This window comes from Kitasatospora sp. NPDC058046 (assembly GCF_042885595.1).
In the GTDB taxonomy this organism is placed as follows: domain Bacteria; phylum Actinomycetota; class Actinomycetes; order Streptomycetales; family Streptomycetaceae; genus Kitasatospora.
Map to the genome: position 1 here is coordinate 34,553 of NZ_JBHVRS010000007.1, position 25,825 is coordinate 60,377.

Consider the following 25,825-nt stretch of genomic DNA (forward strand, 5'->3'; position numbering starts at 1 on the left):
GACCCAGAAGACCGAGGCCACGGTCGAACTGGACGAGGAAGGAAGCATGGTGCCCAGTGTCCACACCTTCTGGTCGCCCTGCGGCCGGTGCCACGGATCCGGAACGGTGATCGTCGGATGAGGTTCGTCTTCGAATGCGTCGAGTGCGGCGGGCACTACCTGCCGCCCGAGGAGATGGTGTACCCGGACGGGCCGGCCTCGCCGGTCTGGTGCACCGCCTGCCAGAGCGCCAAGCGCGCGGCCGGCGTCCGGGAGGACCCGTTGCTCGCCCGGGTCGCGCTGGCCGCCGCCCGGGCCGCACTGGCCCGGCGGGCCGCGGAGGCGGCCGAGCAGCCCGCCCGCCCCGATGTCCGCCCGTCCCGCCCGCCGCGGTCCCGCCGGGCCCGCTCCGGCCCCGGCGTGCTGCGCGGCAAGCTGGGCTGACGGCCCGCGGGACGACGGGTCGGCGGGGCCAGGGCCGGGGCACACGAACCGACGGTGCGTCAGTTATCCGCCACGACAATGAACTTGTGCGGACCCGGGACGTGCTGGCACATTGTCCTCCCTCGCACGACAGCCTTGGGGGACATGGCCATGCAGCCGACCGATCCTTCCGATTCGACCCGGGCCGGACAGACCGGCTCCTTCCCGTTCGTTCCGCCGCCTCCGCCCGGCGGGCCGCCGACACCGGCCCCGTTCGGGCCGCCGCCGCCCACCACCCCGCCGCCGGCCTTCACGAGCGGTCCCGCCGGCACCCCGACCACCACCCGCGTCGCGGTCACCAACCGCATCCTCTGGATCGGGCAGGCCGCGTACCCGCTGGCCAACGTGGCCCGGGTCGGCACCTCCCTGATCGTGCCCGGCCGGCGCCGCGCGCTCCTGCGGCTGCTCGCCTTCGCCCTGGTCGTCTTCCTGCCGGTGCTCGTGATCGCGCAGGCCACCGACGGATCGTCCTCGGACTCCGGGTCCGGCACGCTGTTCCTCGTCGCGATGATCCTCGTGGCGCTCTACTTCCTGATCTTCACCTGGCCGGTGCTGCGCCGGCCCGACCTGTACGTGCTGGCCGTGGACACGGCCGGCCCGCCGACCGCGGTGCTGGCCTGGCTCACCGCGGAGCCGGCGTTCGAGCTGCAGGCCACCATCACCCGCGCGATCGAGAACCCGCAGGCCGAGTTCCAGCAGATCGTCCAGACCATCAGCGTGGACCTGCGGCAGTACCAGTTCGGCGACAGCGTCAACATCTACGGCGGCCAGGGAAACACGGGAGTCAGCAAGTGAACGACAACGAGCGTCCGGACGTCCAGTACGGCGACCGCGTCACCATCCACGGCGGCAGCGGCAACGTCGGCATCCAGCACAACAACGGGCCGGCCGGGGACAAGGCGCTGCCGCCGGAGGTCGTCGCGCTGTTCGCGCGGCTCGCCGCCGTGGTCACCGACCTGGCCCGGGACGGGCGGCTCCACGAGGCGGACCGGCAGAGCCTCGCCGAGGCCCTGCCGGTGCTGACCAGCCCCGCCGCCGAGGAGCCGAGGAGCCGGCGCAACACCCTGCTGCTGCTGGCCGGCCTGGCCCAGAGCGTCGGCGAGGCCGCCGCGCCCGCGCTGGGCCTGGCGAACCAGCTCCTGGCCCTGCTCAGCGGCTGACCGACCGGCCGGCGCCCACCCACTCGCGGGCGGGCGCCGGCCTACGCCGTACCCCTTGCCCCCGTCTCCGCCGCCGTCTCGGCGAGGAAGCGTTCCACCAGCTCGGCGACGGTCTCCGGGGCGTCCTCGGGGCTGTAGTGGCCGACGCCGGGCAGTTCGACGGCCCGGCCGCGCGGGAACGCCTCGGCGAACAGGGGCAGGAAGTGCCGGGCGGCGAGGGTGCGGTCGGCCGCGCCCCAGAGGGCGAGCGCGGGCAGGGCGGCGAGCGCCGCGCGGGCCTCGGCGCCCGGGGTCTCGAAGGCGTGCGCCCCGGTGGCGAAGCCCTTCGCCCAGCCGATCGCCCCGACGGCCTCCGCGGGGGACGGGAAGGCCGCGCCGTACGCGGCCAGCCAGGTGTCGGTGATCAGGGCGTTGTTCTCGAAGCCGTTGAGCTTCAGGGTGCTGAGGACGGTGTGCCGGAGTTCACCGAGGACGGCGTCCAGGCTGCCGTCGGCGTGCGCCCGGGCGATCCAGCCGAACCACGGGGACTCGGCCGCGTTGGCGGCGAGCGCCGCGCCGAGGCCGGGCTGGCCGAACGGCGTGGGCCCGTTGACGCTCACCACCCGGGCGATCAGCTCCGGGCGGCGGGCGGCCAGGCCCATGCCGACCGGCCCGCCGAAGTCGTGCAGGACCAGGGTGAGTTCGCGCAGGCCGAGGTCCAGGACGAGCGCCTCCAGGTTGTCGACGTGGTCCTGCAGCCAGTAGGTCCGGTCGGCCGGGGTGGCGCTCTTGCCGAAGCCCATGTGGTCGGGGACGACCACCTGGTGGGTCGGGGCCAGGCGGCGGACCAGGTCGCGGAAGAGGTAGCCCCAGGTGGGTTCGCCGTGCAGGCAGAGCACCACGGGGCCGCTGCCCTCGTCCACGTAGTGCTGGCGGAAGCCGGCGGCGGTGCTGAAGTGCGGCCGGTACGGGAAGGTGCCGTCGAAGGTCTCGTGGGCGGCGATCATGGTCGGGCTCGCTCCAAGGTGGTAGCAACTTAAAACCGCAAGGCCGAGGCTAGGCCTTGCGGTTTTATTACGCAACCATGCTGGTCGGAGCGGTCATTGGCGGTCTCAGAACAGCGCCTCCTGGGTGTCCGGCTCCGGCGGGCGCAGACGCTCCTGGAGGACCATGCCCTCGGACCCGCGGCCGGTGACCGGGCTGAGCGTCCAGCCGGTGAGCAGCCGGGTGTCCAGCAGCAGCGGGCCGGAGCCGTCCGCCTGATCCAGGAAGAGGTGCCGGCCCACCGGCGCGCGGAGCCGGCCCGCGAGCACCGCGCCGTCGGCCAGCCCGGCGATCTCCCGGTACGCCTCCGGGGCGCCGCCGGCCAGCCCGTAGCGCTCGACGTGGTCGACCACCGGCCGGTCGGCGAGCAGCTCCACGGCGTGGCCGTCCAGCAGCCGGTGCGCCCGGGCGCGGGCGTCGCCGAGCACCGTACGGCGGTACGGGACGTCGCCGTGCGACCACCACTGCTCGGTCTTGATCCGGGACTTGTACCGCTCGCGGGCCAGGCCCGAGGCGGCGACGGTGAGTTCGGCGCGCCGGACCGCCGGCAGGGCGCCGCGGGCGGTGAACGCGTAGGCCAGCGCGCCCTGTTCGAGCAGCCGGCTGTCGCCGCGCTGCTCGGCGGTCAGGCCGACCTTGAGCAGGCCCTCGCCGAACCAGGCGAGGTAGAGCAGGTAGGTGCGGCCGTCGTCGAGGATCTGGTCCCGGGCGAGGGCGAGGCCGCGGTCCACGCTCTGGCAGGCCGGGCACTGCGTCGCGCCGCCGCCCGGGTCGATCACCGCGTGGTGCGGGCAGGGCGTGCGCTCCGTCGCCCCGACCAGCCAGGCCCCCACGCAGCGGCGCGGGCCGCCCAGCAGCCAGCCGACCTCCACCCCCGGCGCCACGGCGCGCTCGTGCACCTGCGCGCCGCGCGCGGCCCCGAGCACGGCGCGGCCGTCCCGCCAGCTCAGGCCGGTGGAGACCCAGCCGGCGGGGCGGGCCCGGTGCTCGGGGGTCTGCGGGGGCTGCGGGGGGATCGTCACGTTTCTCCTGGCCGTCGGTAGCCGACGAGACTACCCGGTGCCACCGACAGGCCGGGCGGCCCGGCGGAACCGCACCGGAAGCTCATTGACGTGACTCCGTCAAAGCAGTTAGCGTCCTTCCCAGTGCATCCCCCACGAACGATCCACTTCGGGAAGGGAACAACCATGCGCATCCTCCAGCGTGCCGCGGCCGTCACCGGCTCGCTCGCCCTCGCGGCCTCGGGCCTCGTCCTCGCCGCCGCCGTGCCGGCCTCGGCCACCACCACCGGGCTGAGCTGCAACGCGCCGTCCTACTTCACCGGCAGCGGCGGCCACGCGGGCGCGTCGATCCGCTGCGTCGGCTCGGCCTTCACCGGCCGGATCGTCTGCTACAAGCCGGGCTACGGCAACTACACCCACTACGGCAACCGCGTCGAGTCCGGCGGCACCTCGACCATCTGGTGCGACCTCGGCGCGACGATCCAGAAGGCCGACGGCGTCCCCTCCTGACCCCTCGGCAGCGCCACGCGGAAGACCGCGGGCCCGTCCGGCGACACACCGCCGGGCGGGCCCGCGCCCGCTCCCCCGGGCTCCACCGCCACTTCGCCACCCACACCCCGCTGGAGCCCTCGCCCCCGACCTCGGCGAGTCCCCGACTGCCTGCTCACCCGACCGCTCCCCACCGGATCTCCTGGATCGAGACTGACGGAGAGCAGGATCAACCCTCCACCACACCTTCCGCGGTCACCAGCCATTGGCCGCTGCTGCCGTCCGCCCGTCATCGACTCACCGGCCCTGGTCCCGCCCTCGCCCTTGCGCTCCGCCTCGCCCTCGACGCCCTGTCGGCCGCGCCAGCGGCCACGGACTGGATCCGGCCCGCCAGCCCGCTCGACTGGAGGCACTGGGAGACCATCGAGCACCTCGCCGACGACCTTCTCGCCTGCGACGCCCGGCTCGGCCCGACACCGCCGCCGTGCGAGCAGTATGTGCCCTTCGCGGCGACCCGCCATGTCCCCGGCGACCCGAACAACTCCGTCCGCGTCGAAGCCGCCGATCGCGTCCCGGGACTGCTCGAAGTGCTGGACACTAGCGGCGGGTTGATGGCCGCCATGGTCCGGGTCGCCCCACCGGACACTCGCGCTTTCCACCCCTGGGACCTGACTGACTCTGTCGGCTTCGTGGCCATGAGCCTGGTCGAGACCCTGAACCACCTACACGACGTCACCCGAGGCCCTCGGCCTTCCCTGGACGCCGCCCGCCGACGTCTGCGAGCACACCTTGGCCCGGCTCTTCCCCGATGTCCCGGCCATCGGCGCCCCCCGACCTGCCCGGCGTCCCGCTGCGCACCGGCTGGCGCTGGTACGCCGACGCCCGGGCGCAACCTGCGGGTGTTCAACGGTCGGCCGGTGCGGGAGGTCGACCGAATCGACTTCCCGCACCGGTTCCCATTCGGCTTCCTTTCTACCCCCGGTCACACCGGACCGCCAGCAGCCCGTCCACCCCACCAGCCCGTTGCCTCGGCATGAGGCGACGCACTAATAAAAAGACCGGACCGGGGAACTAGACGATCGCCTTGAGGCAGCACATTCGTTACCAGAGCACCCTTGCACGCCCTTCGCTGTTGAATCCGAGACCATGTCGATAGATTTCCGGCACCCAGTAGCGCCCGTCAGCTCCCTTGCTGAAAACCCCGAACTCGATCAGCAGATCCGCTTCCGCGACAGCCAGCTCGACCTGTTCCAGCTCGAACGGGACCAGAATCGAATGGCTGAGTCCCTGCATGTGCGTCAGGAGTCGGCCGATCTCCTTGTCCTCTTCCCCCACTGCAGTGATCTTGTTACTACTGCATTCGAGCAGGGCCTTACGCATGGCAGTGGGAACGAGCACGCGATCGTCCACCGTGTCGTTGTACTGCTCCGAATTCTTGGCGGCCGTTGCGAGGAACATGACTACATCACGCGCCTGCACCTGGCCCTTGAAGTCCCCGAGCGCCGCAGGTACCCACATGTGGGAACGCGCCTCACGAGACTTCGCGCTCCCCATCTTCCAACCCCACAGCTGGATCAGGCCGTTGATCAGATCCTCCTCCGAGAGATCTGTGATCCCGGAGGGCGACACAGGTTCGGGCAGCGCTTCGGCGTGCGAGGCCACCCAAAGCGCGAGGCGCAACGCCTCCACCTTGCTCCAGTGCAAAGCGTAGTGAGCGTACCTGCCTAGGAGCTGCGCGTTGTTCTGCCGAACCGCACCGGTGACAAGGTCACGCCTGACGAACACCACGAGCCCGAAGGGCCGGCCTCGCAGCGAGCGGAGCCATCCCAGGACGTCGATCAGTAGCACTCGCAATGCGGTGCGCTTCGTATCGTTGTCCAAGTTCTGCAGGAGGTCCTCGAGGCCGTCGACCACGAAGACCGCCTTGGCCTGCCGGCCGAGATCGATCAGGGCCTCTTCCGAGGTCCGCTGCTCGGATGGCTCCAGTCCGCAGGCCACGGCCAGACACTCCAGCCACAGGCTCCGCCAACCGAGTTCATCCAGGCCGTCCAACCTTCCCAGACCAGCTTTCAGCCGGTCCGGAATGCTTGATGCAGTGAGATTCCGTCGCGGCACGTCCCCGTACTTCGAGGCAAAGTCATCACGCAGGTCCTGCGGCTCAAAATCCCCGTACTCCAGATTCGCCGACTCCAGAACAGGAACAATGGGCGCCTCGACCGTGACGCCCCTGATCCCGGACTGCCCCGCGAAAGTCTGCCATGTCCGCGCCGCACACGCCTTCGCGTACATGAAGGTCTTTCCGGATCCCTTCGCCCCCACCACGAGAGCCTGCGGCAGCTCGGTCCGATGATCGGCGAGGAGACGACGAAGGGGTTCCGTCACGAGAAAGCCGCCGGCCGAGGAGAGCCCACTCTGCTCCGCATAGACGAGGTTCTCAGCGGTCCGAGCGAGGTTGCGCCGCAATTGACCGTATTCCACCTCCATCGCCCCGGGCTCAGGTTCGGTCGCGCTGCGGGGTACGGGGCTTGGGAGCAGGGATTCGAGTCCGTCGGCTACTCCGCACGATGAGATCACCTCCAACACCGCGTCCCACGATGAGGGAAGCGCGAGAAGTTCCTCTCTGAAGGGGCTCAGCACCGGCCGGGCGAGCAGCGCGGCATCAACGGGTTCCGTCTCGTCTCCGTCGCCCCCCTCCGGAACGCGGAGCGCACCTCCCAGAGCTGCCGAGAGAGCGCTGCGCGCAGCTTCCGCCTGGACCGTGTGGGTATCCATCCGGTACTGGGTGACAATGACAGACGTCGCGGGGTCGACGCCTTGGACCGTAGGAGCCTTTCCACCGAGCTGTCGGATCATCAACTCGGTACCGACAAGGGACTGATGACTCAGCGTCGTGACGAAGACACGCTGGACTCTCGGATCGAGAAGCACCGGGGCCGAGAGCTCGGAAGCGCCGGCCCTGAGGTCAATGACGACCGTGTCCACTCCGAGTCGCGCCCCCAGAGCTGCCAGGGCCTCCGTCACGAAGTACACGGACCTCCCGGGGGAAAGAAGGTCCGCCGGCTCGATTCGGGGCGGAGTCAGCGTCGCGCGACGGCTCGACGGCATGACCGTCAGAGTCCCGCCACTCGCATAGTGACCGGCCTGCTGATTGGGCAGGTACGCGGCTGCGATGTCGACCGCTGCCGCAGGATCGCCGTTGTCCCCTCCCTGCAGGAGGGTGATGAAGTCCTCGTAGGTGAAGTCGCACTGCCCACCCTGCTCCTTGTGCATCCACGTGATGCCGGGAGCTTCCAGGTCGGCGTCGATCAGAAGGACCTTCCCACCGCTCCGCGCCAGCCTGTCCGCGACCGCAACCGCGTGGACAGTGCGCCCGACACCTCCCTTGAACGAGTGGAACGCCATGAGCTGGACATCACCGGAATATCCCGGCACCTCGGGCCGCTGCAGGGGTTCAGCCAATTCACGCGTGATGTGCTTCTCCCGAAGCAACGGAACGCGCCGCCTCCCCGCACCACGTTGATCGGCGTCCACTGTGAGTTCGACCCGCAATCCGGTGAACTCAGTGCTCCGCGGGTCGTCGAGGCCGAGCAGCAGGTCGCCCTCGACCCACCCCGCCGACCCCGTGCCGAACGCCTGGTCCAGCCAGCGCTTCACCGTCTCCGTATCGACCTTGGTGCTGGTGACCAGCTCCAGACAGTCCCACCAGCTGTCCGTGGCAACGAGCCAGTCGGGCCATTGTCCCGCCGCAGCCAACCTCGCCAAATGCTCATCCACATTGACCCAGCTGAAGAGGTGATCAGGGGGAACGATTCCACTGTCCATGATCTCCAACTTTCCATGTTCTGCCACGAGTCGATCCCCCTCAGTCCTGCTCGCACCATGAGATGAGCTCATCCAAAAGATCGCGGGCCTTTTTCTCGTCCTCGACATGCAGTTTCACACCATAACGCCAAGCCTGGTGCAGTTCGGCCAGGGCCACGTTCACGCCCGGATTCCCTGCCGCGCGGCAGTTCTTCATCCCCTTCAGCGCAGCGCCAAGACGCGCCGGCATGCCTAGATCCCGGGCCAGCTTCCAGAGATCGTGCGTCGGCTCGAGGTACGACGTGTCCCTTAGACCCCGGCGTACCAGCACTCTCTCCTTGAGCGCGCACTCCGCCGCATAGAAGAGGAGAAGACAGGATGTGACCGTGTCCCCGCCGTCAGCCACCCTGCCCGCACTGACCCGCAACTGCCACCGTCGTTTGCGGAGCGCAGCCACCCCCACGTGAAGCACCATGGCGCACATCATGGCACTGCGGCTCGCTTGAGAGGCAGCGATGTGATCAAAAGGTCGATAGAGATCGCTTTTTGATCGACCAACGGATCGCGTGATCATGTCTACTGCCCCCGGCGGCCTTCGGCGCTGACGGTCGCGGGGCTGGTCACTGGCGCTTGGCCGGGCGGGGTGTTCACGTTCTATTGTGGCGGGCGCGGTCGGCGGCGCGGTCGGGAGGCGGCGCCGCGGCGGCCGCATCGGGCGCGAGGCGAATGGGGTGGGCGGACGGTGTCGGGGCGGCGGAGCAGCGGGGTGCTGGCGATCTGGGCGGAGGCGCAGCGACAGCAGCAGCGCCGGGAGGAGGCCCGGTGGCGCGCCGAGGCGGCGGAGCAGCGCCGCCGGGAGCGGGAGCAGCGGGAGGTGCAGAAGGCGGCGGCCCGCGGCGAGCGCGAGGCGCAGCGCGCCTACCAGCAGTCGCGGGAGGCGGAGGTGGCCCGGCGGACGGCCGAACTGGACGCCCGGGTCGAGGAGTTGCGGGGGCTGCTGGCCGCCGGGCTGGCCGCGCCGGCCTTCGGCCCGCATGCCCTGCTGGCGCCGCGGGCGGTGCCGCCGTTCGATCCGGGGCCGCTGGGCGAGCCGGTGCCGATGCCGGACCAGTCCTCGGCCCGGTACTTCGTGCCGCCGCCGGACCCGGTGCAGGCCCGCAACCCGGGGGTGCGGCAGCAGTACGAGCAGTACCTGGCCCAGGCCCGGGCCCGGTTCGAGCAGGACTGGTACGCCGCGCAGGCCCGGGAGGTGGACCGGCAGCACCGGCTGGCCGCGTACCACCAGGAGTACCTGGCCGGGGTCGAGCAGTCCCGCCGGCAGCAGGAGGAGCTGGCCGCCCGGACCGAGGAGCTGCTGCGCCGGCTGCGGGCGGGCGAGCCGGAGGCGGTGCAGGAGTACTTCACGGCCGGTCTGTACGCCTCGGCGGCCTGGCCGGAGGGCTTCCCGCACCGGCTGGCGGCGGCGTTCGACGCCGGGAGCCGGCAGCTGGTGGTGGACTGGGAGCTGCCCGGGCCGGACGTGGTGCCGGCCGCCGGCCGGGTGCGGTACGTGAAGTCGGACGACCGCGAGGCGGAGGTGGCCCGCCCGGCGACGGAGCGCAAGGCGCTGTACCGGGAGGTGCTGGCGCAGTCGGCGCTGCGGGTGGCAGTGGAGCTGTTCCGGGCGGACCGGGACGGGCTGCTGGACTCGGTGGTGCTGAACGGCTTCGTGCTCGGCATCGACCCGGCGACCGGCCGGGAGGCCGAGCGCTTCCTCTCCACGCTGACCGCCACCCGGGCGGGCTTCGCCGCCCTGGCGCTGGACCGGGTGGACCCGGTGGAGTGCTTCCAGGGCCTGGGCGGCCGGCTGTCGGCGCGCCCGGAGCGGCTGGACGAGGTGCGGCCGGACCGGCGGCCGGAGAGCGTCGGCGGGAGCCTGGCCGGGCACGGCGGCGAGGACGAGCCGGACCTGTTCGAGATGGACCCGCTGGACTTCGAGGAGCTGATCGCCGAGCTGTTCCGGCTGCGCGGCTTCCGGGTGATGACCACGGCCCGCAGCGGCGACGTCGGGGTGGACGTGGTGGCCGAGGACCTGGACCCGGTGACCGGCGGCACGATCGTGATCCAGGCGAAGCGCTACAAGAAGACCGTCCCGCCGACGGCGGTGCGCGACCTGGAGTCCACCGTCCGCCACCACGGCGCGATCAAGGGCATCCTGGTCACCACCGCGGGCTTCGGCCGCGGCTCGTACAGCTACATCGAGGGCAAGCCGCTGGCCCTGGTGAGCGGCCCGGAGCTGGTCGCCCTGCTCGCCGAGCAGGGCCTGCGCGGCCGGCTCGGCGGCGACGGCTCCTCCGCTGCCGCCTCGGCCGTCGCGAACGACCGGTCCGAGGAGGCGCGCGAGACCGCCCTCACGGTGAGCTGGCAGAGCCGGACGGCCGGCGGGGACGCGGTGGAGCTGGACGTCACCGCCTTCCTGTGCGCCGGCGGCCGGGTGCTGAGCGACGAGCACTTCGTGTTCTTCAACAGCCCGCAGGACCCGGACGGCGCCGTGCGGCTGCACCCGACCCGCTCGGTGCCGGGCGAGCCGACCCGGGCGGCCCGGCTGGCCCTGGACCTGCACCGGCTGCCGGCCGCCGTCGAGGAGGTGGTGGTCGCCGTCTCCACCGAGGAGGAGGACCACCCGGCGCTGCCGCTCGGCTACGTGCACGGGCTGGCGCTCGCCGCCGCGTACGGGCCGGGCGCCGGCGGACCGGACGCCTGGGCGGGCCCGACCGGCGGGGTGCCGGACAGCGCGATGCTGCTCGGGGCGTTCCGCCGGGCCGCCGGCGGCTGGGAGTTCAGCCCGTCCGGGCGGGCGGTGACGAACGGCCTGGCCGGGCTGGCGGCGGCCTTCGGCGTGGCGGTCGAGTAGTCGGCCGGGCCCCGGCCCCTTCCGGAACCGTCCGGAACCTGCCGGGGCCCTTGGTCCTCAGGGTCCGGCGTCATACCTGAGGAGGAGAAGGCCCCCCGCCGTCCCGCCGGGTCGGCGGGGGCCGACCCTCCGCGTGGCATACGAATCGCATTCGAACAGCTTGGGATGATGTTACGGAGTTAAACATTCCGTTAATCAGCCCGAGGAGTCCACGTGACGTTCCCCGCAACCGCCGTCCACACCGGCCGCGCGGCCGCCCGAGCCACCAGCCTGAACAAGGTCTACGGGGAGGGGGAGACCCGCGTCGTCGCCCTCGACAACGTCAGCGTCGTGTTCCCCCAGGGCGAGTTCACCGCCATCATGGGCCCCTCCGGCTCCGGCAAGTCCACCCTCATGCACTGCATGGCCGGCCTCGACACCGTCACCTCCGGCTCCTCCACCATCGGCGACACCGAGCTCGTCGGCCTCAAGGACAAGCAGCTCACCCAGCTGCGCCGGGACCACATCGGCTTCATCTTCCAGGCCTTCAACCTGCTCCCCACGCTGACGGCCCTGGAGAACATCACCCTCCCCATGGACATCGCCGGCCGCAAGGTCGACAAGCCCTGGCTCGACCGCGTCGTCGACACCGTCGGCCTCTCCGGCCGCCTCAGCCACCGCCCCTCCCAGCTCTCCGGCGGCCAGCAGCAGCGCGTCGCCTGCGCCCGCGCCCTCGCCGGCAAGCCCGACATCATCTTCGCCGACGAGCCCACCGGCAACCTCGACTCCCGCTCCGGCGCCGAGATCCTCTCCTTCCTGCGCAACTCCGTGCGCGAGCTCGGCCAGACCGTCGTCATGGTCACCCACGACCCCGTCGCCGCCTCCTACGCCGACCGCGTCGTCTTCCTCGCCGACGGCCGCATCGTCGACGAACTCCACCAGCCCACCGCCGACACCGTCCTGGACCGCATGCGCCGCTTCGACGCCAAGGGCCGCACCAGCTGATCCGGCCCACCGAGGCCCGAAGCCACCCGTCCCCCGAGTACCCCCAGGACTGACACTCCCTCATGTTCCGCACCGCACTGCGCAATGTGCTCGCCCACAAGGGCCGGCTGCTGATGACGGTACTGGCCGTCATGCTCGGCACCGCCTTCGTGTCCGGCACGCTGGTCTTCTCCGACACCTTCGGCAACGCGCTGAGGACCCAGAACTCCAAGAGCTACACCGACGTCGCCGTCACGGTCGCCGACCGCGAGGCCCGCAACCTCAGCGACGACCGCGGCGAGCAGCTCGCCGGCCCGACGCTCACCGAGGAGACCCGTGCCAAGGTCGCCGCGGTGCCCGGCGTCGCCGAGGTCCGCGGCGTGGTCAGCGGCTTCGCCGGCATCGCCGACACCAAGGGCGCGCTGATCGGCAACGGCTTCTCCACCACCGGCACCAACTACGTGCCGGGCGCCGACGGCACCGACCCGCGCTACCCGCTGGTCGAGGGCCGCGGCCCGAAGGACGCCACCGAGATCGCGCTGGACCGCAAGACCGCCGACAAGGGCGGCTACAAGGTCGGCGACACCGTCCGGGTCGCGGTCAACGGCCCGGTGATGAAGCTCAAGCTCACCGGCACCCTGACCACCAACGACCCGCGCGTGGTGGCCGGCGGCTCGCTGGCCGCCTTCGACACCGCCACCGCCCAGCAGCTCTACCTGACCCCGGGCCGCTACGCCGAGCTGGACGTCAGGTCCAAGCCGGGCACCGACGACGCCGCGCTGCTCACCGCCGTCAAGCAGGCCGTCCCGCAGGGCGACTCCATCGAGGCGAAGACCGGCCGCGAACTCGCCGCCGAGCAGGACGAGATGATCAGGAAGGGCACCACCGTCCTGACCACCGTCCTGATGGGCTTCGCGGGCATCGCGCTGTTCGTCGGGATCTTCATCATCGCCAACACCTTCACCATGCTGGTCGCCCAGCGCACCAAGGAGCTGGCGCTGCTGCGCGCCGTCGGCGCCACCCGCCGCCAGATCACCCGCTCGGTGCTGATCGAGGCCGTGCTGGTCGGCCTGACCGCCGCGGTGACCGGTCTGCTGGCGGGCATCGGCATCGCCGCCGGACTCAAGTCGCTGCTCAACGGCCCGATGGACGCCAACCTGCCGGACGGCCCGCTGATCATCGCCCCGACCACGGTGGTCGCCGCGCTCGCGGTCGGCGTGCTGGTGACGGTGCTGGCCGCCTGGCTGCCCGCCCGCCGGGCCTCCCGGATCGCCCCGGTGGCGGCGATGAGCTCGGCCGAGCAGCCCGCGACCCAGAAGGGCCTGCGGATCCGCAACACCATCGGCCTGCTGTTCTCCCTGGCCGGCCTCGCCGCGCTGGCCGGTGGTGTCGGCGGCAAGGAGGTCAAGCTGGTCGGCCTCGGCGCCGGCGCGCTGCTGATCGGCGTGTTCGTGTTGACTCCGCTGCTGTCCCGGCCGCTGATCGCGCTGTTCGCCCCGCTGCTGCGCGCCGTGTACGGCGCCCCGGGCAAGCTGGCCCAGGAGAACGCGGTCCGCAACCCGCGCCGCACCGCCGCGACCGCCTCGGCGCTGACCATCGGCGTCACCCTGATCACCTCGCTGACGGTGATCGGCGCCTCGGTGAACCAGGCCGTGGACAAGGCCGCCGAGACCGACCTCAAGGCCGACTACACCGTCGCCATGCAGAACTTCTCGAAGCTCTCCCCCGAGGTCGCCGCCCAGATCGCCAAGGCGCCCGGCGTCAGCGTGATCAGCGCCGAGCGCAGCGTCACCGTCAAGACGGGGCAGAACGGCGAGGACAGCGAGTGGATGACGGCGGTGGACGCCGCGACCATCGACCAGGTGGCCACCGTCAAGGTCAAGGAGGGCTCCCCGGACGCCCTCAAGCAGGGCAGGCTGCTGGTCAGTTCGGGCCGCGCCGAGCGCGCCGGCTACAAGGTCGGCGACACCCTCGCCGTCACCTACCCGGACGGCGCCAAGGGCTCGCTGACCGTCGGCGGCATCCTGGAGGCCAACACCGCGCTGGCCTCGGTCATCGTCCCGGAGGCCGTGGTCGCCCCGCACCTGGCGCCCGCCACCGGCCTGGAGAAGGTCCTGGTCAAGGGCACCAACGGCGCGACCGAGGAGCTGAAGCAGGCGCTGCGCGACGCGACCGGCGGCAACCCGCTGATCGCGGTCAAGGGCGCGAAGGAGATCAAGGCGGAGAACCGCCAGATGATCACCGGCATCCTGAACATGATGTACGGGCTGCTCGGCATGTCCGTGGTCATCGCGGTGCTCGGCGTGGTCAACACCATGGCCATGTCGGTGTTCGAGCGCCGCCGGGAGATCGGCATGCTGCGGGCGATCGGCCTGGACCGGCTCGGCATCCGCCGGATGGTCCGGCTGGAGTCGCTGCTGATCGCGCTGTTCGGCGGGCTGGTGGGTGTCGGACTCGGCATCCTGGTCGCCTGGGCGGGTGTGCGCACGCTGGCGGACAGCCTCAAGGGCATCACCACCGTGGTGCCGCCGGTGCAGACCGTCGGCTTCCTGCTCGCGGCCGCCGTGATCGGCCTGCTGGCCGCGCTCTGGCCGGCCCACCGGGCGGCGAAGCTGGACATCCTGGACTCGATCAAGAGCCAGTAGTCCGGGCCCGGAACGGATGGAGCCCCCGGGGCGGTTCGGAAGAACCGGCCCGGGGGCTCCGTCGTGTCATCAGGCGAGCATCATCAGGTGGACATCGTCAACCGGACAGCATCAGGTGAACCGGATCGGGTGAAGCGGATCAGTTGAACAGCACCTTCTCGTTGTTCGGCTGCAGGGTGCCGGTGGTCAGCCCGGCGGCCGAGACCAGCAGCTGGCCGGCCGGCTTGCCGTCGGTGCCCAGCACCTCGGCGTTGACCGCCGTGGTCTCGTCCGGCGCGGTGACCTGGAGGCCGGTGAGCACGTGGCAGGTCGCGTCCGACTTGTCGCAGGCGCTCCACTTGATGCCCGCGTAGCCGGACTTGTTGGGCTTCAGGGTGACCAGCACCGCGGGCCCGGGGTGCGACTCGCGGTTGGCCGCCAGCGCGTCCGCGCTGTTGTCGGCCTTCAGGCCGCCGAAGCCCGGGTAGCCGTACAGGGTGCAGTTGTGGCTGCTCTTGTTCTTGATCGTCAGCATCGCCGAGCCCGCGCCCTTGAGCTGCACGGTGGCGGTGATGTCGTCGCTCTTGCAGCGCGAACCGGCCGCCTGGCCGGCCATCGGGTCCCCCGGGACGGTGGCCCCGGCGGCGCTCGCCTTCGGGTCGCCCGGCTTGTCGTCGGTGTACTTCACGTCGTCGCACGCGGTCAGCAACACGGTCGCCGCGAGGGCGGCGACACCGGCGGCGACTAACCTGGCAGGCCTGCGAACGGTCATGTTCCCCCCATGTGTGGGTAATGGCATGGTGCTGTCACCCTAAGTACGAAGGTGGTGGCGCAACGGTTCCACTGGGACTGCAGTTTGTCAGAGCTGACCGTTTTCGTCGTCTTCCTGACTGGTTCCGACCGCTCCTGGCGAGAACTGGCTCCGCTCGTACGAAACCGCCCCGACCGGCGGGTGCCGGACGGGGCGGTACGGGTGGAGCGGGGTGGAGCGGGTGCTACGGGTGGAACAGGTCGAACGGCCGGATCAGGCGGCCGGCTTGGCGGCCACCGGCTGGGCGGGCTTCTTGCTCCTGCCGCCGCCGAGGACGTTGAAGAACACCGCCAGGGTCGGGACCAGGTAGAGCAGCCAGACCACCAGCTGCAGCACCGTCGGGTCCGGCTGGAAGTTGAACACGCCCTTCAGCAGGGTGCCGTACCAGCTGTCCTTGGGGATGGTGCTGGAGATGTCGAAGGCCGTGCTGTGCAGGCCGGGCAGCCAGCCGGCCTCCTGGAGGTCGTGCACGCCGTAGGCGAGGACGCCGGCCGCGACCACGACCAGCATCGCGCCGGTCCAGGTGAAGAACTTGGCCAGGTTGATCTTCAGCGCGCCCCGGTAGAACAGCCAGCCGAGCACCACCGAGGTGAGCAGGCCGAGCGCGGCGCCGATCAGCGGGTTCCAGCCGTCCCCGGTGGCCTGGACGGCGGTCCAGATGAACAGGGACGTCTCCAGGCCCTCACGGCCGACGGCCAGGAAGGCGGTGACCACCAGGGCGGTGGTGCCCATCGCGATCGCCGCGTCCAGCTTGCCGTGCAGCTCGGTCTTCAGGTGCCGGGCGGTGCGCCGCATCCAGAAGACCATCCAGGTCACCAGGCCGACCGAGATGATCGACAGCGAGCCGCCGAGCGCCTCCTGGGCCTCGAAGGTGAGCTGCGAGGAGCCGAACTGGAGCACCGCGCCGAAGGCCATGGAGAGCGCCACGGCCGAGCCGACGCCGATCCACACCGGCGGCAGCCGGTCCTTGCGGCCGGTCTTGACCAGGTAGGCGATCAGGATGCAGACGACCAGGCTGGCTTCGAGGCCTTCGCGCAGGCCGATCAGGTAGTTGCCGAACACGCGGGCTCCTGGGGGGTGTCGAGATGGTACGGGAGAACAGGAGGGGTGTCAGCCGAAGAGGGCCTGGCCCCACCACTCCCCCGGCTTGCGCACGCCCGCCGGGCAGGCGAAGTGGGCGGAGCCGACGTGCTGGATGTACTCGTTGAGCTTGTCGCTCGCCGCGAGCTTCTGCTGGAGCGGGACGAAGGCCTTGCGGGTGTCGCGCTGGTAGGCGAGGAAGAACAGCCCGGCGTCCAGGCGGCCGAGACCGTCGGTGCCGTCGGTGAAGGAGAAGCCGCGGCGCAGGATCATCAGGCCGCTGTTGGCGTCCGGGTGGGCGAGGGCGACGTGCGAGGTCGCGGGCATCGCCGCGAGGTCCGGCGCGTCGTGCTCCTTGCCCTTGCCGTACGGGGCGCCCTCGCCCTTGGTGCGGCCGAAGGTGTCCTCCTGGTCCTTCAGCGAGGCGCGGTCCCAGGTCTCGATGTGCATCCGGATCCGCCGGGCGACCAGGTAGGAGCCGCCGGTCATCCACTCCGGGCCGTCGCCGGGGGCGGCCCAGACGTGGTCGGCCAGCTTCGCGCCGTCGGTGCCCGCGATGTTGTGGGTGCCGTCCTTGAACCCCATCAGGTTGCGCGGGGTCTGCTCGTCCGGGGTGGTCGAGGAGGTCTTGCCGAAGCCGAGCTGCGACCAGCGGATGTTGACGGTGCCCATGCCGATCCGGGCCAGGTTGCGGATCGCGTGCACGGCGACCTGCGGGTCGTCGGCACAGGCCTGGACGCAGAGGTCGCCGCCGCTGCGGGTCGGGTCGAGCTTGTCGCCCTTGAAGTTCGGCAGGTCGATCAGGCCCTCGGGGCGCTTGGCCTGGAGGCCGAAGCGGTCGACGCCGTCCTTCTCGAACAGGCTCGGCCCGAAGCCGATGGTCAGGGTGAGCCGGGAGGCGGGCAGGCCGAGGGCCTCGCCGGTGTCGTCCGGCGGCGCCTCCGGCGAGCCGGGCACCGCGCCGGTGCCGACCTCGCGGCCGCCGGTCATCGCGGCGGCGGCCTTGGTCCACTCCTTGAGCAGCTTGACCAGGGACTCCCGGGTGGCCTTCTCGGAGACGTCGAAGGCGGCGAAGTGCAGCCGGTCCTGGACCGGGGTGGAGATGCCCGCCTGGTGCTCGCCGTAGAACGGCACCTCGGCGCCGACGGGGGCGGCGACCGGGACGGCGTCGTCCTGCCGGGTGGCCGCGGCGACCGAGCCGACGGCGGCGGCGCCGAGCGCGACGCCCGCGCCGGCCCAGCCGATGACGGCGCGTCGGCTGACCGCGCCCCTGGTCCCGGTGGCGTCGGCGGCGGCCGGCGTCCCGTTCTGCTGCTCGTTCTCCGCGTCCATCGGCGGGCGGGCCCTTCTACTGTGCTGGACTTCTGCGCTGACCCGCGGAGGCCGTGGGGCCCGGATCGCGGGCCGCCACGGCGTCGGCGGGGTACTTCGGGGTGGGGTGGCCGGTTACTTGACGACCACGGCGGCGGCCAGCTTCGACAGCGGCTCGCCCAGCGAGTTGACCGCGTCGGAGAAGGCCTTGCGCTCGGCCTCGGTGACCTTGTCGTAGGAGGTGAAGGTGCCGTCGGCCTGCTTGTACTTGGCCAGCAGGGTGTTGATGGCGGCGAACTCGGAGTCCAGCGTCTTCGCCAGCTCCGCGTCCTTCTCGGAGGCGACCGGCTTCAGCAGCTCGTAGGCCTTCTGCGCGCCCTCGACGTTGGCGTGGAAGTCGGCCAGGTCGGTGTGGCTGTAGCGGTCCTCCTCACCGGTGATCTTGTTGGTGGCGACCTCGTCCAGCAGCTCCTTGGCGCCGTTGGCCATGCTGGTCGCGGTGATCTCCGCCTCGGGGATCTTCTTCTGCCAGTCCTTGAGGTCGGCGACCAGCTGGTCGGCGAGCTTCTTCTCGTCGTCGCCGATCTTCGCGTCGGCCCAGAGCGACTTCTCCAGCTTGTGCCAGCCGGTCCAGGCCTGGCCCGGCTCCAGCTTGTCCTCGCGGGTGTCGGTCTTCGGGTCGACGTCGCCGAAGCTCTCGGCGACCGGCTCGGTGCGCTCCCAGCCGGTGCGCGAGGGCGCGTACAGCGACTTGGCCTTCTCCAGGTCGTCCGCCTTGATCGCGGCGGCGAAGGCCTCGACGGCCGGGATGGTGGCGTCGGCCTGCTCCTGGGCGTACTTCCGGTAGGCGTCGACGGCGGCGGCCAGGCGCGGGTCGGCCGGCGCGGCGCTGCCGCCCTCGCCGGTGACGGTGATCTTCTGGCGGATGCCGTTGCCGACCATGCCGGGCTTGCAGGCGATCTCGTACGAGCCGGCCTTGATCTCGGCGTTGATGCTCGCCTTGGTGCCGGGGCCGATGTTCTCGCGCTCGGTGACGATCTTGTCGCCGTCGCCGTAGACGTAGACCTCGGTGGTCTTGGAGCCCTTGTTGCTGATGTCCAGGACGACGTGGCCGGCCGGGAAGGTGGTCTTGGAGACCTCGCAGGCGGTGTCGGTCGCGTTCACCTTGACCGCGTCGGAGCCGCCGGCCTTGTCGTCCTTCTTGGACGCGCAGCCGGCCAGGGCTGCGGTCGCCACGGCGAGGGTGAGCAGCGCGGCTGCGGTGGAACGGCGACGGGCGGACATGCGGGCTCCAACGGGAAAGGGCATGGGTGTGCCAAGGCAGTGCGGCCGACCGGGGACCAGCAGACCATCATTAGCTAAGGCATACCTTACGTAAAGACGATTTTCCGTCTACACCCACCCCCTGAACCGTTACCGTCCCGGTGTCCGGCGGGCGGCCGTCCTGCCCGGCAGGCCGCCACCGTCCCGGCCGGCGGCTACCGTCCCGGTGTCCGGCGGGCCGCGGCCCGGGCCGTCCAGCGGCCCTCGTGCCGGCTGATCCGGATCGGGTGGCCGAAGGTCTCGCTGATCAGCTCCGTGGTCATCACCTCGTCCACCGGCCCGGCCGCCACGCACTCGCCGCCGCGCAGCAGCAGGGCGTGGGTGGTGCTCTCCGGCAGCTCCTCCAGGTGGTGGGTGACCAGCACGCTGGCCAGCTCCGGGTGCTGGTGGCGCAGCAGGTCCAGGCTGTCCAGCAGCAGCTCCCGGGCGGTCAGGTCGAGCCCCGTGGCGGGCTCGTCGAGCAGCAGCAGCCGGGGGCTGGGCATCAGCGCGCGGGCGATCAGGGCCCGGCCGCGCTCGCCCTGGGACAGCGTCGTCCACGCGGCCTCGGCCATCGCGCGCATGCCGAGCGTGTCGATCAGCTGCTCGGCCCGCTCCAGCGCCTCCGGGGCCGGCTTGCGGTGGAACTCCGGCTCGATCGTGTTGGTGTAGCCGGTGAGCACCACCTCGCGCACGCTCAGCGGCGAGCGCAGCGGGTGGCGCGGGTTGACGTGCCCGAGGTGGGCGCGCAGCTCGCGGACGTCCACCCGGCCGAGCCGGCGGCCGAGCACGTCCACCTCGCCGCGGGTGGGGTGGGAGACGGCGCCGAGCAGCGCGAGCAGGGTGGACTTGCCGGCGCCGTTGGGGCCGAGCAGCGCCCAGTGCTCGCCGGGCCGGATCTCCAGGGTGATCCCGCGCAGCAGGTGGCGGCCGTCGCGCACGACGTCCACGTCGCGGGTGCGCAGCACCGGCCCGGCGAAGTCGGGGGCGGATGAGTTCATGGGACTCCGATCACGGTGCCGGGCAGGGTGCGGGCGGGGCGCCGCACGGGACGGTCCGGCGCCGTCCGTCCGCGTGCAGAGTACAACCGTCGAGTCGCGGGAGGTCGGGGCGTCCGAGGGGTGGACGCGCCAGAACCCTGTCGCCCGGCGGGAGTTGGGAGGAGGATGGTGCCCTTTCCGAGGGGGGACGAGGGGGGACTCGATGACCGCGGACGGGGAACGGGCCGCCGGCACGCTGCACGGGCTGGTCGAGGAACGGGCCCGCCGGGCGCCGGCCGCGGTGGCCGTGCGCTGCGGCGGGCAGGAGCTCACGTACGGGGAGCTGGTGGAGCGGGCCGGGCGGCTGGCCGCCGTGCTGGCGGAGCGCGGCCTGGCCCCGGGCGGCCGGGCGGCGGTCGCGCTGGGCCGGGGCACCGAGGTGTACGTGGCGCTGCTGGCCGTGCTGACGGCGGGCGCGGCGTTCGTGCCGCTGGAGCCCACCGCACCGGACGCGCTGCTGCGGCACGTGCTGGCGGACGCCGCACCGGACGTGGTGGTGACCGAGGAGCGCCACCGGGTCCGACTGGCGGACGCGGGCGGGGCGCCGCTGGTCTGCGTCGACACGGCCGCCCCCGCGCGGGCCCCCTTCGAGCCGCCCGAGGTCACCGCCGCCGACCTCGCCTGCGTCTTCTACACCTCCGGCTCCACCGGCCTGCCCCTCGGCGCGCTGATCGAGCACCGCAACCTGCTGGCCGCGTACGAGGGCTGGCGCGAGGTGTACGGGCTCACCGCCGAGGACCGGATCCTGCAGACCGCGAGCCTGGAGTTCGACGTCTTCACCGCCGACTGGGTCCGGGCCCTCGGCACCGGCGCGACCCTGGTCGTCACCCCGTTCAACCTCACCCTGGACCGCGCCGCCGACCTCGGCGCGCTGCCCGCCCTGGTCGCCGCCGAGCGGATCACCGTCCTGGAGCTGAACGTCCGCACCGCGCGCCGGCTGACCGCCCTGCTGGCGCGGACCGGCGGCAGGCTGCCCGGGGTGCGGCTGCTCACCGTGGGCGCCGAGAAGTGGTACCTGGACGAGCAGTTGGGCCTGCAACGGCTGCTCGGCGGGGAGGCGAGGGTGCTGAACGTCTACGGGCTGGCCGAGGCCACCGTGGACAGCACCTGGTTCGACGCCCGGGGCACCGCGGCCGCCGAGGGCGCCGAACGGGTCTCGCTGGTCGGCCGGCCCTTCCCCGGCACCCGGGTGTACGTGCTGGGCCCGAACGGCACCCCCGCCAAGCAGGGCATGACGGGGGAGGTCGCGATCGCCGGCGCCGGCCTGGCCCGCGGCTACCTGAACCGGCCGGCGGACACCGCCCGCCGCTTCGTCCGCGCGGACTTCGACCCGGACGGCCGGGTGCTGCTGACCGGCGACCTCGGGGTGCTGCGGGCGGACGGCGTGCTGGAGTTCACCGCCCGGGCCGCGACCGTGGTCGGCCCGCTCGGCGCGGAGCGGCCGACCGGCGTGCTGGCGCGGGTGCGGGCGGCGGTCCACGCGGAGGGCGCGCTGCGCGGGCACCCGGCGGTGCGGGAGGCGGCCGTCGTCTATGTGGAGCCGGTACCGGGGCGGCGGCGGCTGGTCGGCTACGCGGTGACCGATCCGGCCGTGTACGGGGCGGACGGCTGGTCGCTCTCCCAGTACCTGGAGAGGAAGCTCAGGGGCCGCCCGGTGCCCGCCGCCGTCGTCACGCTGCGCGAGCTGCCGCGCACCCGGGCGGGCAAGCTGGACCGCGCGGCACTGCCGCTGCCGGCCCCGCCGGAGCACGCCGCCCCGCGCTCCGCCAAGGCGGGCGGGCGGAGCGGCGGCAAGGGCGGCGGCAAGGCCGGGGGCCGGCGTTCCGGGGACGCGGGCTTCACCGGCGGCTGCGCGGCGGTGGTCTGCGTCCTGGTGTTCGCCTTCGCGGCCTGGGCGATGACCTTCGCGCTCTTCCCCGGCTCGACCGACCTCACGGGCGTCCCCTCCCCGTACCGCGGCTTCTTCCAGCTGCTGTACCTCTGCGAGAACCTGGCCTTCGGGGCCGGGATCGTCTACCTCACCATCGGTTTCGAGGCCGTCCTGCGGCTGGGCAGGCCGTTCGGGCTGTCGGTGCTGACCCATCTGGCGATCGCCTGGCTGCTGGTCAACTGGTGGCCGCAGGACAACCTCTACCGGCTCACCAGGGCCACCGACTGGCCGCGCGAGACGGCGATGGTGTTCGCGTTCAACGTCCCGCTGATGCTCGCGGCGCTGGTGCTGGTGCGCTTCGTGCTCTGGCGGCCGCCGGCCGGGAAGGAGTGACGGGACCTCGGCGGCGGCTGCCCAGGCGCGCCCGACGTCGCCGGCGGCTCAGCGCAGCGCCTCGAACATCCGGGCCAGCCCGTGGTTCGCGGCGGCGACCAGCGCCTCGGCCGCGTCCAGCGACTCGGTGTCCGGCCCGGCCAGGGCGAGGCCGACGAAGGGCTCCGGCTCGCGGGAGGCGGTCGGGATCAGCGGCAGCAGGGTGACGCCGATCCGGGCGCAGCGCGGCCGCAGCCGTTCCAGGTGGTCGTGCAGCGCGGCCTGGTCGAGCCGGGCGCCGAGCGGCATCGCGTCCAGGGTGCGGACCAGGTGGCCGGGGCCGCGCACCGCGTCGAGGCGGGCGCGCAGCACGAGGGCGACGGCCGGGCCGGTGAGCCGCAGGTTGATCTCGGTGGGGGCGAGCCGGCGCTCCCGGTCGGTGACGAAGTCGACGTCGTACCAGCCCCGGTAGCCCTCGGCGGCCAGCCGCTCCCCCACCGCCACGGCGAACCGGCGGGCGGTGTCGGCGGCGTCCCTCGGCACCGCGCCGGGGCCGACGGTGACGCCCTGGTAGCGGGTGCCGGCCACCTCCATGGCGCCCGCGCCGACCGGGTGGACGGTGCCGTCCGGGCCGACCAGGGCGTCCTGGGTGAGGTCGCGGAGCCGGGCGGACGGGCCGGCGTCGACGTACTCCTCCAGCAGCAACTCCCCGTCGGTGGGCAGGAGTTCGGTGCGGACCAGGCGCCGCAGCAGGGCCCGGCCGCCGCCCGCGGCGAACAGTTCGGCGGGCTCCACCACGACGGTGCCGTAGCCGCCGACGCCGTACGGGCTCTTCAGCACCGTGGTCAGGCCCCGGAGGGCGCGGGCGGTCAGTCGGCGGGCCGCCCGGCGCCGGCCGCCCGGGCGCTCCTGGTGCGGCACCCGGATGCCGGGATGCCCGGGGGCGAGGGCGGTGAACAGGTCGTGCGCGGCGGCCTTGGACTCGTAGCGGCGGACGGCGGCCAGCTCGGGCCCCTCGCCCTGCGCGGCCGTCCGGCCCCACCCCACCACCGGACGGCCGGAGTCGGCGATCCGGGCCGCCAGGGCGGGACGGTCAGCGAGGGCCTCGGCCACCGTGCGGTCCGGTGCCACGCCGCTGTGCACCTCGACCGGGCCCCAGACCAACTCCCGGGCCAGCCAGTCGGTCCACTCCGGGGCGACCTCGGCCGGCAGCACCAGCAGCGCCGGTTCGGGGCTGTAGCAGGCGGCCAGGCAGGCGTAGTGGTGGGCGTGCCGCAGCCGTCGCAGGCGCTGCGCCGGGTCCATGCCGGGGGCGAGGAACTGCGCGTTGAAGTCCGCGACGTCGCCCACGTGGACCGCCGCCCGGCCGCCGGTCCAGGCCCCCACCCATCCGTCCATGGGGCGGAAGCGTAGAGCCTGGGAGGGCCGGCCGCCCAGTGTCGGAGCATCGGAGGCCGGCGGCAAGGTGTCAGAGCGCCAACAGCCCGGCGTCGGTGGGGCGCAGGCCGCAGGCGTCGAGGTAGAAGGGGCGCAGGTGCGGCTCGAAGTCGACGTGCAGCCAGGCGCAGCCGGCCGCGCGGGCGCCGTCGGCGGCCTCCGCGACCAGCCGGGTGGCGACGCCCTGCCGCCGGGCGTCCGGGGAGACCGCGGTGTCGAGCAGGAAGGCGTGGACGCCGCCGTCCCAGGCGAGGTTGACGAAGCCGAGCAGGGCGCCGTCGGCGGCTCGGCGGGCGGTGACCCAGCCGAGGCTGTGCCGTTCCAGCCGGGCGAGCCGGCCGCCGGGTTCCACGGGGTGGCCGAAGGCCTCGGCGTGCAGGGCGTCGAGTTCGGGATCGGTGAGCGGGCCGCGCCACAGGTAGTCGATCGTCACGACGGCACTGTAGAGCCCTTGTTAACTTCCGATCATTTTTTATCGACCAAGGACACGACTTGGCAAAGTTATGACCTTTCCTCTAGCTCAATCTGACTGACCCCCGTCAATCTCGGTCGCAGCTCCTTTCCCTGCACAGCTACCCCCACTGGAGTCCGAGTGATCCCCACGTCCTCCTCCCGCCGTGCCCGCGTGGCCGCGGCCTTCGTGGTCGTCGCCGCCCTCGCCGGCGCCACCGTCCCGGCCGCCACCGCCTCCGCCGCCCCCGGCATGCGCGAGGCCGCGATATCCCAGGCCCGCGCCAACGTCGCCCACAACGCGGGGGTGTTCGGCTTCGGCGCCGGCCAGGACCTCGTGCTCAAGGACGTCGTGGTCGACGCCGACGGTGCCACCCACGTCCGCTTCGACCGGACCTTCCAGGGCCTGCCGGTGGTCGGCGGCGACCTGGTCGTCCACCAGGACGCCAAGGGCCGGCTCAAGGACTCCTCCCGCGCGGCCGCCCACGACGCCGCCGTGAAGTCGACCGTCCCCAAGGTGACCGCGCAGTCCGGCGCGGCCGGCGCGCTGGCCGCCGCCCCGGGCGTCAAGGACGCCGTCAGCAGCCCCGAGCTGGTCGTCTGGGCCGCCGACGGCACCCCCCGGCTGGCCTGGCGCACCACCGTCGAGGGCACCGGCGAGCACGGCCAGCCGGCCGGCAAGGTGGTCGTCACCGACGCCACCACGGGCGAGCAGATCGAGTCCTACGACGCCGAGCACCAGGCCGCCGGCACCGGGAACTCCGAGTACACCGGCACGGTCACCATCGACACCACCGCCGCGAACGGCGGCTACACCCTGACCGACCCGGTCCGCGGCCACGTCACCAAGGACGCCAACAACGTCGCCGCGAGCTCGCTCAAGGCCTCCTCCGGCACCGCGATCACCAGCACCACCAACGTCTGGGGCGACGGAAAGAAGTTCTCCTCCAACCGCACCACCGCCGCCGTCGACGCCCACGCCAACACCGCCTGGACGTACGACTACTACAAGAACGTCCACGGCCGCAGCGGCATCAAGAACGACGGCAAGGGCGCCACCGTCTTCGTCCACGTCGGCACCAACTGGGACAACGCCCAGTGGTCCGACACCTGCTTCTGCATGATGACCGGCGACGGCGACGGCACCACCGACCCGGAGCAGGTGGACCTCGACACCATGGGCCACGAGATGACCCACGGCGTCACCAGCGCCACCGCCAACCTGCGCTACAGCGGCGAGTCCGGCGGCCTCAACGAGTCCACCAGCGACATCTTCGGCACCATGGTCGAGTGGTACGCCAACAACAGCGTCGACAAGGGCGACTACCTGTTCAGCGACCAGTCCACCCCGCCGTGGCTGCGCCGCTTCGACAAGCCCTCGCTGGACGGCCGTTCGGCCGACTGCTGGAGCAGCGGCGTCGGCAAGCTCGACGTCCACTACTCCTCGGGCGTCGGCAACCACTGGTTCTACCTGGCCAGCGAGGGCAGCGGCACCAAGACCGTCAACGGCGTCACCTACACCAGCCCGACCTGCAACAACTCCACGCTGGCCGGCATCGGCAACGCCAAGGTCGCCAAGATCTGGTACCGCGCGCTGACCGTCTACATGACCTCCACCACCACCTACAAGGGCGCCCGCTCCGCCTCGCTGAACGCGGCCCGCGACCTGTACGGCGCCGGCAGCGCCGAGTACAACGCGGTCGCGGCGGCCTGGAGCGGCGTCAACGTCAACTGAC

The 25,825-nt window shown here is 72.3% G+C and carries 20 protein-coding genes; 9 read left to right on the top strand and 11 right to left on the bottom strand.

Annotated features, from left to right (window positions below; translation table 11 throughout):
* Positions 1-117 precede the first annotated feature (117 nt).
* From ACFVU7_RS16535 to ACFVU7_RS16545, 3 genes are all read left to right on the top strand, one after another.
* The gene (locus ACFVU7_RS16535; RefSeq protein ID WP_074003642.1) at positions 118-423 is read left to right on the top strand and encodes a hypothetical protein; all 306 of its coding nucleotides are present in this window, start codon (positions 118-120) and stop codon (positions 421-423) included.
* Positions 424-567: 144 nt separating this feature from the next.
* On the top strand, positions 568-1,257 hold the full coding sequence (locus tag ACFVU7_RS16540; protein ID WP_117486581.1) for a DUF6232 family protein: 690 nt from the start codon (positions 568-570) through the stop codon (positions 1,255-1,257).
* On the top strand, positions 1,254-1,622 hold the full coding sequence (locus ACFVU7_RS16545; protein ID WP_388045614.1) for a hypothetical protein: 369 nt from the start codon (positions 1,254-1,256) through the stop codon (positions 1,620-1,622). Before ACFVU7_RS16540 ends, ACFVU7_RS16545 begins: the two co-directional genes overlap by 4 nt.
* Before the next feature lie 41 nt (positions 1,623-1,663).
* Here the strand turns inward: ACFVU7_RS16545 and ACFVU7_RS16550 are convergent, their stop codons facing one another.
* Entirely contained in the window at positions 1,664-2,608 is a 945-nt protein-coding gene (locus ACFVU7_RS16550) for an alpha/beta fold hydrolase (RefSeq protein WP_388045616.1), read from the bottom strand.
* A gap of 105 nt (positions 2,609-2,713) precedes the next feature.
* Positions 2,714-3,667 (bottom strand): DUF2797 domain-containing protein, encoded by a 954-nt coding sequence (locus ACFVU7_RS16555; RefSeq protein ID WP_388045618.1) that lies wholly within the window; start codon positions 3,665-3,667, stop codon positions 2,714-2,716.
* A 165-nt stretch (positions 3,668-3,832) separates the two neighbouring features.
* On the opposite strand from ACFVU7_RS16555, the gene ACFVU7_RS16560 reads away from it, so the two are divergent.
* On the top strand, positions 3,833-4,156 hold the full coding sequence (locus tag ACFVU7_RS16560) for a hypothetical protein (protein ID WP_388045620.1): 324 nt from the start codon (positions 3,833-3,835) through the stop codon (positions 4,154-4,156).
* Positions 4,157-5,236: 1,080 nt separating this feature from the next.
* Here the strand turns inward: ACFVU7_RS16560 and ACFVU7_RS16565 are convergent.
* The gene (locus ACFVU7_RS16565; RefSeq protein WP_388045899.1) at positions 5,237-7,957 is read right to left on the bottom strand and encodes a KGGVGR-motif variant AAA ATPase; all 2,721 of its coding nucleotides are present in this window, start codon (positions 7,955-7,957) and stop codon (positions 5,237-5,239) included.
* Positions 7,958-7,997: 40 nt separating this feature from the next.
* Positions 7,998-8,411: a hypothetical protein gene (locus tag ACFVU7_RS16570; protein WP_143204592.1), complete on the bottom strand. Its 414-nt coding sequence runs from the start codon at positions 8,409-8,411 to the stop codon at positions 7,998-8,000.
* Between the two features lie 291 nt (positions 8,412-8,702).
* Here ACFVU7_RS16570 and ACFVU7_RS16575 point away from each other — a divergent pair, with 291 nt between their 5' ends.
* From ACFVU7_RS16575 to ACFVU7_RS16585, 3 genes are all read left to right on the top strand, one after another.
* Positions 8,703-10,829: a restriction endonuclease gene (locus tag ACFVU7_RS16575; RefSeq protein ID WP_388045622.1), complete on the top strand. Its 2,127-nt coding sequence runs from the start codon at positions 8,703-8,705 to the stop codon at positions 10,827-10,829.
* A 213-nt stretch (positions 10,830-11,042) separates the two neighbouring features.
* Positions 11,043-11,813: an ABC transporter ATP-binding protein gene (locus ACFVU7_RS16580; RefSeq protein WP_049655792.1), complete on the top strand. Its 771-nt coding sequence runs from the start codon at positions 11,043-11,045 to the stop codon at positions 11,811-11,813.
* A 62-nt stretch (positions 11,814-11,875) separates the two neighbouring features.
* Positions 11,876-14,437, top strand: a complete 2,562-nt coding sequence (locus ACFVU7_RS16585) for an ABC transporter permease (protein ID WP_388045624.1) — start codon at positions 11,876-11,878, stop codon at positions 14,435-14,437.
* A 139-nt stretch (positions 14,438-14,576) separates the two neighbouring features.
* Here ACFVU7_RS16585 and ACFVU7_RS16590 read toward each other — a convergent pair whose 3' ends face one another.
* From ACFVU7_RS16590 to ACFVU7_RS16610, 5 genes are all read right to left on the bottom strand, one after another.
* Positions 14,577-15,188, bottom strand: coding sequence for a DUF4232 domain-containing protein (locus tag ACFVU7_RS16590; protein WP_388045626.1), 612 nt, complete (start codon positions 15,186-15,188; stop codon positions 14,577-14,579).
* A gap of 252 nt (positions 15,189-15,440) precedes the next feature.
* A complete protein-coding gene (gene efeU / locus ACFVU7_RS16595) occupies positions 15,441-16,289 on the bottom strand; it encodes an iron uptake transporter permease EfeU (RefSeq protein ID WP_380741450.1) in 849 nt (282 codons plus the stop codon).
* 48 nt (positions 16,290-16,337) lie between these two features.
* Complete coding sequence (gene efeB, locus ACFVU7_RS16600; RefSeq protein WP_049655800.1) at positions 16,338-17,639, bottom strand: iron uptake transporter deferrochelatase/peroxidase subunit; 1,302 nt, start codon at positions 17,637-17,639, stop codon at positions 16,338-16,340.
* Positions 17,640-17,753: 114 nt separating this feature from the next.
* Complete coding sequence (gene efeO / locus ACFVU7_RS16605) at positions 17,754-18,902, bottom strand: iron uptake system protein EfeO (RefSeq protein ID WP_117486588.1); 1,149 nt, start codon at positions 18,900-18,902, stop codon at positions 17,754-17,756.
* 194 nt (positions 18,903-19,096) lie between these two features.
* Entirely contained in the window at positions 19,097-19,921 is an 825-nt protein-coding gene (locus ACFVU7_RS16610; protein WP_049655803.1) for an ABC transporter ATP-binding protein, read from the bottom strand.
* 202 nt (positions 19,922-20,123) lie between these two features.
* On the opposite strand from ACFVU7_RS16610, the gene ACFVU7_RS16615 reads away from it, so the two are divergent.
* Positions 20,124-22,223, top strand: a complete 2,100-nt coding sequence (locus ACFVU7_RS16615; RefSeq protein WP_388045629.1) for an AMP-binding protein — start codon at positions 20,124-20,126, stop codon at positions 22,221-22,223.
* 48 nt (positions 22,224-22,271) lie between these two features.
* Here the strand turns inward: ACFVU7_RS16615 and ACFVU7_RS16620 are convergent, their stop codons facing one another.
* Both ACFVU7_RS16620 and ACFVU7_RS16625 read right to left on the bottom strand, forming a co-directional pair.
* Positions 22,272-23,600: a hypothetical protein gene (locus ACFVU7_RS16620; protein WP_388045631.1), complete on the bottom strand. Its 1,329-nt coding sequence runs from the start codon at positions 23,598-23,600 to the stop codon at positions 22,272-22,274.
* Between the two features lie 70 nt (positions 23,601-23,670).
* Positions 23,671-24,072, bottom strand: a complete 402-nt coding sequence (locus ACFVU7_RS16625) for a GNAT family N-acetyltransferase (RefSeq protein WP_388045633.1) — start codon at positions 24,070-24,072, stop codon at positions 23,671-23,673.
* A gap of 159 nt (positions 24,073-24,231) precedes the next feature.
* Here ACFVU7_RS16625 and ACFVU7_RS16630 point away from each other — a divergent pair, with 159 nt between their 5' ends.
* The gene (locus tag ACFVU7_RS16630) at positions 24,232-25,824 is read left to right on the top strand and encodes a M4 family metallopeptidase (protein ID WP_074003656.1); all 1,593 of its coding nucleotides are present in this window, start codon (positions 24,232-24,234) and stop codon (positions 25,822-25,824) included.
* The last annotated feature ends 1 nt before the right edge of the window (position 25,825 follow it).